Origin of the sequence: Streptomyces sp. NPDC059895 (assembly GCF_042731035.1) — a bacterium.
Taxonomy (GTDB): domain Bacteria; phylum Actinomycetota; class Actinomycetes; order Streptomycetales; family Streptomycetaceae; genus Streptomyces.
This window is the reverse complement of record NZ_JBHWKO010000035.1, coordinates 82,377-91,453: the sequence shown is the minus strand read 5'-3', so window position 1 is coordinate 91,453 and position 9,077 is coordinate 82,377. Positions and strand designations below refer to the sequence as shown.

At 72.5% G+C, this 9,077-nt stretch carries 7 protein-coding genes; 3 read left to right on the top strand and 4 right to left on the bottom strand.

Annotation, left to right across the window (positions count from 1 at the left end):
- Positions 1–97 precede the first annotated feature (97 nt).
- Entirely contained in the window at positions 98–1,849 is a 1,752-nt protein-coding gene (locus ACFV9M_RS30845; RefSeq protein WP_385067744.1) for a serine/threonine protein kinase, read from the bottom strand.
- Positions 1,850–2,461: 612 nt separating this feature from the next.
- Between ACFV9M_RS30845 and ACFV9M_RS30840 the strand changes: the two genes are divergently transcribed.
- The 3 genes from ACFV9M_RS30840 (at position 2,462) to ACFV9M_RS30830 (ending at position 5,302) form a co-directional block, all read left to right on the top strand.
- Positions 2,462–3,076, top strand: coding sequence for a hypothetical protein (locus tag ACFV9M_RS30840; protein WP_385067746.1), 615 nt, complete (start codon positions 2,462–2,464; stop codon positions 3,074–3,076).
- 21 nt (positions 3,077–3,097) lie between these two features.
- Positions 3,098–3,958, top strand: a complete 861-nt coding sequence (locus tag ACFV9M_RS30835; protein ID WP_385067748.1) for a choice-of-anchor K domain-containing protein — start codon at positions 3,098–3,100, stop codon at positions 3,956–3,958.
- A gap of 393 nt (positions 3,959–4,351) precedes the next feature.
- A complete protein-coding gene (locus tag ACFV9M_RS30830; RefSeq protein WP_385067751.1) occupies positions 4,352–5,302 on the top strand; it encodes an alpha/beta hydrolase fold domain-containing protein in 951 nt (316 codons plus the stop codon).
- 172 nt (positions 5,303–5,474) lie between these two features.
- Here ACFV9M_RS30830 and ACFV9M_RS30825 read toward each other — a convergent pair whose 3' ends face one another.
- The 3 genes from ACFV9M_RS30825 to ACFV9M_RS30815 form a co-directional block, all read right to left on the bottom strand.
- Positions 5,475–6,878, bottom strand: coding sequence for an MFS transporter (locus ACFV9M_RS30825; RefSeq protein WP_385067752.1), 1,404 nt, complete (start codon positions 6,876–6,878; stop codon positions 5,475–5,477).
- A 297-nt stretch (positions 6,879–7,175) separates the two neighbouring features.
- Positions 7,176–8,387, bottom strand: coding sequence for an ABC transporter permease (locus ACFV9M_RS30820; protein ID WP_385067755.1), 1,212 nt, complete (start codon positions 8,385–8,387; stop codon positions 7,176–7,178).
- Entirely contained in the window at positions 8,384–9,076 is a 693-nt protein-coding gene (locus ACFV9M_RS30815; RefSeq protein ID WP_385067953.1) for an ABC transporter ATP-binding protein, read from the bottom strand. Before ACFV9M_RS30815 ends, ACFV9M_RS30820 begins: the two co-directional genes overlap by 4 nt.
- Position 9,077: the final 1 nt, after the last annotated feature.

Sequence of the window (9,077 nt, the reverse complement as noted above, 5' to 3'; positions counted from 1 at the left end):
GGCCGCGCCGTCGACCACCGAACGCACAAGACCACCGTCCGGATCGCGATCAACCCCTTGCCAACCACTCCAGACGGCTAACCGAGCGGCATTGCGGCTAGTCCTCGTCGTCCCCGAGAACGCTTGCCCTCAGACGTACTTCCGGCCGGCCCGCGATCACCGCTCGTCCGTCGGTGTACCGGCCCGGCTCGGCATCCGCCGCTGCCCGGACGCCGAGGGTGTACACCAGGGCGGCCGCCGCGTTGCCGGGCGTGTTCAGACGGGGTTCGTCCACCACGGACAGCGACCTGCCGCCCTCCCGCACCGCCGCCGACGGCTCCGCGGCGGCGGCCACGGATCCGTCGGCGTGGTAGTACGCGCACGTCGCCCGACCGTCGAAGAAGAGACCCGTCGGAGCGGTGAAGCGGTGTTCCACGCGCCCGGGAGCCCAGGTATCGGCGGACGAGACCCGCACATGGATCAACTCGCTGCCTCCGCGGGGCAGTTCCAGCCCGACTTCCTGGCGTACCAGCAGCCGCGCGGCCGTCGCCGCGGCGGCGTCCCGGTCCGCGTCCTGAGCGCCTCCGGCTCCGCCGTCCGGCCGCGGATCGGTGTGCGGTTGCGGATCCGGATCCGGATCCGGATCCGGATCCGGGGGTGAGTCGGTGGCGTCCGGGTGCGAATCGGTGGCCGGTTCCGGATCGGCGTCCGGTTCCCGATCCTCGGCCGGTTGCGGATCGGCATCCGCCGGCTCCGGATTCCCTTCCGGTGCCGGATCGGTGGGCGCTTCCGGATCGGTGACCGGTTCCGGATCGGTGGCCTCGTGAAGCGCGCCGGTCAGGGGCAGGGCCGCGATCCGGTGGTGGAAGTTGTCCGCCACCAGCAGCCGCCCGGCCGGGTCCACGGCCAGGCCGCACGGATAGGCCAGCGGGCCATCGGCGGCGGTCTCGTCCGTCCCGTCGGCAGCCACGCCCGCGGGCAGGGCCGGTCCCGCGATGACGCGGGCGACTCCGTCGGACAGCCGCCATACGCGGTGTCCGGTCATGTCGGCGACGTAGACGGCCCCTTGGGCGTCGACCGCCACGGCACACGGCGCGTTCCAGTCGACCGCCGCGGCGCCGGCGCTCCCGCGCGGCGGTCCCGCCAGCACCCGCAGTGTCCCGTCCGCGCCGAGCAGCAGCACCCGGCGGCCCACCGGGTCGGCGACGTACAGCTGACCCGACGCGTCGGCCGCCAGGCCCGCGGGCAGGAACGCCTCGCCCGCGTCGGCCGCACCGCTGCGCCCGGACGCGTCGACGACCGTGCTGATGACACCGTCCCCGCCGACCCTGCGCACCCGGGGAGTGCCCGCTTCGCCGATGTACAGCGTCCCCGCGCGGTCCACGGCCAGGGCGCAGGGGGCGTCCAGCCGGGCGCTGCCGGCGGGGCCGCCGTCGCCGTCGCCGCCGCGGCACCCGTCTCCCGCGACGGTGGTGATGACACCCGAGGAGTCGATCCGGCGGACCCGGTGGTTCATCTCGTCGGCGATGAGCACGCCCCCGTCCGCGTCGACCGCGAGGGCGGCCGGGAAGCCCAGGCGGGCCCGCACCGCCTCCCCGCCGTCCCCGGCGAAGCCCCGCAGCCCGTCCCCGGCGACCGTCGTGAGCACGCCGGAGCCGTCGACCCGGCGGACCCTGTGGTTGGCGTGATCGGCGATGAGGACACCCCCCTGTCCCACGGCCACGTCCGCCGGGAAAGCCAGCTGCGCTTCCGGGGCAGGCCCTCCGTCCCCGCGGGATCCGGCGGTGCCGCTGCCCGCCACGGTGACCAGCGGGTCGTGCCCGTCCGTGGGAACGGGCTCACGCTCGGGGGCCGAGGCCTTCGCCGTCACGCCGTCACCGCCCGGCACCACCGCAGTGGCGCATGGGCGGCCTCTGTCACCGTCCACACCTTCGTCGCCCGCATGTCCGTCTCCTGTCTCCGGTCCGTCTTCGGCATGCCCTGCATACCGGCCGGGCCGCACCCGCAGGAGCAGCGCACCGACCGCTCCACCCGCACGAGGGAAGAGCACCGGGGGCGGGCAGTGGCCCGGGCTCCGGCCGAGGCGCACCGCCGCAGGACGCCGACGGGTCAAGTGGACGCGGGCTGCGGCGCTCCGCATCCGTGCGCCCCCGCGTGCCTCCGCTCCACCCGAACCAGCGACGCAGAATCGATCCCGCGCTACCGAACGGGGGAACGACGGCATACCGCCCGCGGGCACCGGCTAACCATGGACCCAGATGACGGCCCTGTGCATGCCGTTCGTCCGAGCGACGCCCTGTCCGGAGCCGAGGCGGCACTCAGTGTTCCGCCTCCCTTCACACCGCCCCGCGGAATCCCGCGCTCCGTGCACCACGCCGCGCGCGGCGCCAGGCCCGGCCCGCCGCCCGCGGACCGGGGTGACCGCGCCCCAGGCTCCCTTTCCACCGCACTCCTTCGATCACAAACCCAGGAGGACCCGGAGATGACCACCGACGTGCAGTCCGCGAAGAAGCAGGCCTACAAACGGGGAGAGGATCAGGGACGCGCCGACGCGCTCGCCGGACGCCCGTACGCCGACCCCCCGCGCGACGGCACACGCGGCGAGAAGGACCAGTACGCCAACGGCTACGACTGGGGCTACGAACAGGGCCGTGCACAGAAGCTGGATCTCGTGGTGTGGCAGGAAGGCGGGGTCGAGGACGCCCCCGGCGGCCTCGGCGCCACCATCAACGTCTGTGTCCGCACCCCGAACTGGAGCGAGACCGTCGACGCGGGGGAACGCGAGCACGTCTTCACCGCCCCCACCGGATTCCGCTGGAACGGCACGGTGGGCGCCCAGTACAAGCGCATCAACCAGACCACGGGCGGCAACCTCCCGCCGGTCCGGGCCAAGGTCAGCGACGACGGGCGCACGCTGACCTTCACCTACCACGTGCACCTGAACACGGGCGATCAGGACAAGGACTGCATCGTGTACACCTGCGGACTGGAGGCCGTCGACGGCGCCAGGCCGGGCCGCTACACCGACGGTGCCGCCCAGATCGGCACCGCGCCCCCGGCCAAGCTCAAGGCCGAGGTCATCGAGGACGAGGACTAGAGAGAGCAGGAGTCAGACACCATGACCACCGTCGTCACCTCCGGCGTCTTCCCGTCCACCGTCCCGTCCCTCTCCCAGGCCGACGGGCTGGGCACTCCCGACGTCAGGTGGGGCAGCAGCGGATCCCAGAGCGGGTACCAGTTCCGCGGCGCGGCCGCGGACGTGCAGCTCGACGGCACCGAGTTCGTCGTCGGTACCTTCGTGCACCGCAATCTGCCCACCAACGTCGACCCGACCCAGTTCGACGTCAAGCTCAGGGTCAACGTCGTCTTCGAGGACGGCAGCACGACCGACCTCGACTTCAGCTTCCACCACAACGAGACGCCCAACACCACCAACAGCAGTCCCGCGGACGACGACCTGGTCGACCTGGAGACCTTCGTCCACCCCCAGCCCGTCACGGTCGACGGAAAGCAGTACCGGGCGGTCCTGAGCGGGTTCAAGCGCAACGGCCGCATCGTCCGGCAGTTCCGCAGCCCCGAGGGCGGCGTCAACTTCGCCGAGGTCGTCTGCATGTTCACGCTCGACGAGCCTGACGTGATCATCTCCGACCTGCGCTACCTGGGCACCGGCGCGAGCCAGCCCGACGAGTACGTCGAGATCTTCAACAAGGGCGGCGCGCCCCAGGATCTGACCGGCTGGGTCGTGGAGTGCAAGACCACCGGGCACACCTACGCCTTCCCGCAGGGGACGCTCATCCAGCCCGGCCAGCGGTACCGGGTCTACACCAACGAGAGTCACCAGGAGTTCGGCGGATTCTCCTTCGGCTCCGCCGGGGAGGTCTGGCGCGACCAGGGCGGCATCGCCCGCCTGGTCCAGGACGACGGCTTCGTCGTGGACCAGTACCCCTACCTCGACAAGGGCTTCAACACCACTCCCTGAACACCCCGGTCGGCGCGGGGCGGCGCGCGCTCGGGAAACGCGCATCAGACGTGTCCGGCGGCCGGCAAGGCGGTCGCCGGACACGGTCGTTGCCGTCAGGGTGTGCTCTCCCTGTACCGAGGCGTTCTCCGCAGCGCGGCGGCACGCATCACAGGTGTCGCCGTCCACCGGGTATGTGGCGCAGGTAACGCGGTGAAAACCTAGTAACCGCCAGCTATTCGGTTCATCATCACTTCGCGTGCGCACGCGCACGGCACCGGGCGGCCCCGGCGGGGCCCGCCCCCCGGTCGCCCTGCCCGAGTCGGTGCAGGGCCGGCTGGGCCGGCGTGGCGCCCTGACAGGACGCGGTGCCCCCGCGTCCCATCGATGAGACCGGACGGAGCCGTCATCCCGATGACCACGACCCAGCGCCTCGACAGCGATGAGACCCCCGACGACGAATGGGCCGGCCCGGCTCGTTTCCTGCCACCGGTCGAACCCGCGGTGCGCCCGGACGGCAGCCGCCACTACGCCGGTGTGACGTACGCGGTCGCGTTCGGTTACCGTCCGCTGCAACTGGACCTCTGGGTGCCGGCCGGCGCCGAAAGGCCGCCGCTGGTCGTGTGGATCCACGGCGGGGGCTGGATGTTCGGCGACCGGCGCATCCTGCCGGAGACGCTGCGCCCCCACCAGATGTTCGACGAGCTGCTCGCCGCCGGTCTCGCCGTCGCCACGATCGACTACCGGCACGCGCTGGAGGCGTCCTTCCCGGCCCAGTTGCACGACGCGAAGGCGGCCGTCCGGTATCTGCGCGCGCACGCCGAGGAGCTGGGGATCGGCACCTCGCGCGTCGCGGTCGCGGGCGAGTCCGCGGGCGGCCACCTCGCCGCCCTCGTCGGCCTGACCGCCCACCGTCCCGACCTGGAGGGCTCGCACGGTGTGGTGGGCCCGTCCAGCGCCGTCGACGCCGTCCTCGACTGGTACGGCGTCGCCGACCTGTCCACCATGCCGCGGATGCCGGCGCCGCCGGAGGTGCTCGCCAAGCTGCCGGAAGAGCTGCGTACCCCGCCCGAGGACCAGATCGTCCGCGGGCTCGACGACCGGGGCCGGGCCGACGCCAGTCCGATCACGCACGTCACGCCGGACGCCCCGCCGTTCCTGCTCGTGCACGGTACCGCCGACTGGCTCGTTCCCTACGCGCAGAGCGAGGCGCTCGCCGCCGCGCTCACCGCGTGCGGGGTGCCGGTCCGGCTGGTGCCCGTGGACGGTGCCGGGCACATCTTCACCGGGTGCGCCGACGTGGACGCCGTCGTCCGCCTGTCGGTGGACCATCTCGCCGAGACACTGCTCGGTGCCCGGGCCTGAGGTTCTGCCGCGGCGGCCGTGCGGGCCCGGACTCGTCCGCCCGGTCACGGACGCCTGAACCCGGAAGGCTGGACGGGCAGGCCCGTACCCGGCCCGCGACCTGGTCGGCTTGATCGACCAGGCCGCGGGCCGCTCACCCCCGGGGCCCTCCCGGGCCGTTCCGCGACGCCCTTCAGCGCTGGGCTGTGACGAGGGTGTCGTCGCCGTCGGAGGCGGTCTCGCCGTCGTCGAGGGAGACGTCCTTGGTCTCCTTGCCGAGCAGGAGGGAGACCAGCGTCAGTACGGCCATCGTGGAGAGGTAGACGCCGACCAGCCACGGCGAGCCGTCGCCGGTCTCCCACAGCGCGACCGCGATGAAGGGGGCGACGGCCGCACCGAGGATGGAACTGACGTTGTACGAGATGCCGGATCCGGTGTAGCGCACGCTGGTGGGGAAGAGCTCGGGCAGGAGCGCGCCCATCGGCCCGAACGTCATGCCCATCAGGGTGAAGCCCAGCACGAGCCACAGCACCACGCCAAGCGTGCCCAGGCCGATGAGGGGCACCCAGAGCAGCCCGAAGACCACGATCGCGGCAGTGACCCAGATCAGGGTGGTGCGCCGTCCGTACTTGTCGGCGAGCGGGCCGGAGACGAGGGTGAACACGGCGAAGAACAGCACCCCGAAGATCATCATCAGGACGAACGTGGTGTAGCTGTAGCCCAGACCGGGCACGGCGGCGTCCTTCGCGGTGCGTCCGTAGCTCAGCGAGAACGTCGTCATCAGGTAGAAGAGGACGTACGTCGCGAGCATGAAGAAGGTGCCGAGGATCAGCTGCTTCCAGTGGCCGCGGGCCACGGTCGCCAGCGGCAGCTTGCGCACCTTCCCGGTCTCGCGGGTCTTGGAGAAGACCGTCGACTCCACCAGCCGAGAACGCACCCACAGGCCGATCGCCACCATGACGGCGGAGAACAGGAACGGGATCCGCCAGCCCCAGCTGAGGAAGGCGTCGGAGGGCTGCGTGGGGTCGGTGCCCGCCCCGGACGGCAGCAGGGCTCCGATGACGAGGAACAGGCCGTTGCCGATGATGAAGCCGAGCGGGGCGCCCAGCTGCGGGAAGGTGCCGTACAGGGCACGCTTGCCGCGGGGGGCGTTCTCCGTCGCGACCAGTGCCGCACCGCTCCACTCACCGCCGAGCGCGAAGCCCTGCGCGAGCCGCATCAGCACCAGCAGCGCGGTGGCGATCCAGCCGACCTGCGCGTAGGTGGGCACGACACCGATGAGGAACGTGGCGATGCCCATGGTCAGCAGCGAGGCCACCAGCGTCTTCTTGCGGCCCAGCCGGTCGCCGAGGTGTCCGAAGAAGACGGCACCGATCGGGCGGGCGACCATCGCGGCGCCGAAGACCGCGAACGACGACAGCAGCGCCGTGGTCGGGTCACCGCTGGGGAAGAAGAGTGAGGGGAAGACCAGAACTGCGGCGGTCGCGTAGATGTAGAAGTCGTAGAACTCAATGGTCGTGCCAATCAGACTGGCAATGAGCACGCGGGAGCGCGGGTTGACGGGGGTCGGGGCTGAGCCGGTGGCTGGTGCGGGCATCGCTCGGTCTTTCGCGCGAGGTGGAGATCGGTTGCCGAGGGCCCGGACCCGCGCACGCCTCCCCTCGCCGAAAGACCGCGCGCACTGTGCGGGCACCGCAAACGATCTCAGGCATCTTATGTTTCGGAAACTTGATATCGCGATGTGAGACGCGGTGAGGGGCTCCCGGCGGTTCCGCGCCGCGTCCCCGACGGGCCGGCTCCGGCAACCTGGTGGTCTCCGTGTGCCGGCGCGCGTGACGACGCCCCCGCCGCCCGGGGAACGGGGCGAGCGCGGGCGTCGTGGCCCCGGGCGCCGTCAGGACGCGGCCAGGGCCTCGGTCGGCGGAAGGCGGGCGGCGCGTACCGCGGGGTAGAAGCCGGCCAGGCCGCCGATGACCAGTGTGGCGCCGACGCCACCGGCCATCGCCCACAGCGGGACGACCGTCGGCCAGCCCTGGTATCCGGCGTAGCCGGCCGTCACCGCGATGCCCAGGGCGACACCACCGACGCCGCCGAGGGCGGACAGCAGCAGCGATTCGCACAGGAACTGGGTACGGATCTGGCCCCTGGTCGCGCCGAGCGAGCGGCGCAGGCCGATCTCCGCCCTGCGCTCCAGCACCGAGATGACCATGGTGTTGGCCACCCCGACGCCACCGACCAGCAGCGCCACCGCGCCCAGCCCGAGGAGCAGTCCGGACAGGGCGTCGTCCGTGGCCTGCTTCGCGGCGAGAGCATCCGACGGCCGGGAGACGTCGACCTCGTTGGGGTTCTCCGGGTTGGCGGTGGCGCCCAGCACCTCCTGGACATCGGCCACGGACGCCTCCTCGGCCCGGGTGTAGACGGTCGTGGCGTACCCGTCGAAGTCCAGCTCCCGCTCGGCCGCCGGCCAGCCGATCAGCGCCGCCGAGTCGAGCTCGGGGGCGAGCTCGTTGGCCGCGAGCACACCGACCACCGTGAACCACCGGTCACCGAGCCACACCTGCACCTCCGTCCCGGCCGCGTACACGCCGAGCTGCTCCGCGGCCCGCGCGCCCAGGACGACCGCCGGATAGCGCTCCGTGGCCGGGCCGAGCCAGCGGCCGTCGACGACGTCGACGCCGACCGTCTTCGGCAGGTCGGTACGTGCCGCGTACACCGCGAGGCCGCCGGTCCGCTCCTCGGGAACGCGGTCGTTGCGGTAGACCTTGGCGTCGGTCCTGCCGATCGCCGAGACCGACTCGACCGCCTCGATGCGGCGGACCATCTCCACCGCCTCGTCGGGCAGATGGGCCGCCCCGCCGCTGAACGACTGGCCGGGCGTGACGGTGAGCAGGTTGGTGCCCAGCGCGGCGAGCCTGCGGTCGAGCTGCTCGGTACTGGAGCTGGAGATGCCGACGACACCGGTCATCGCGGCGATGCCGATCGCGATGCCCAGGGCGGAGAGGAAGGCCCGCATGGGCCGCGAGCGCAGCCCGGCGCCGCCGGTGCGGATCACGTCGGCGGGGCCGAGCCGGGCCGGCCTCGGGCGGGGCGGGGTGAGGACAGTCATGCGCCCACCCGTTCCAGGGCGCCCGAGTCGTGTGCGATCCGGCCGTCCTTGATGCGTACCTCGCGCGGCAGCGCTCCCGCGATGTCCTGGTCGTGTGTGATGACCACGACCGTGGTCCCGGCGTGATGCAGCTCGTGCAGCAGCTCCATCACCACCGCTCCGGAGCGGGAGTCCAGCGCGCCGGTCGGCTCGTCCGCCAGCAGCAGCAGCGGCGGGTCGCCGAGCACCGCGCGGGCGATCGCGACACGCTGCTTCTCGCCGCCGGAGAGCTGGTGCGGCTCGTTGTACAGGCGGTGGCCCAGGCCGACGCGGCGCAGGGCGCGTTCGGCCAGCCGGCGGCGTTCGCGCAGCGGCCGCCCGCTGTAGAGCAGGCCGTCGGCGACCGACTCCAGCGCCGGGACCCCGGCTGCCAGGTGGAAGGACTGGAAGACGAAGCCGATCGTGCGGGCGCGCAGCGCCGACAGCTCGCGGTCGGACAGGTCGTCCACCACGTGGCCGTCGACGCGGACGGTGCCGGCGGTGGGGCGGGCCAGGGTGCCCATGATGTTCAGCAGGGTGGACTTGCCGGAGCCGGACGGGCCGACGATCGCGAGCATCTCCCCGCGCCGCACCACCAGACGGGCGTCCGCGAGGGCGGCCACGTCGCCGTACGTCTTGGACACCGCGGCCAGTTCGACGACCGGTGGCATG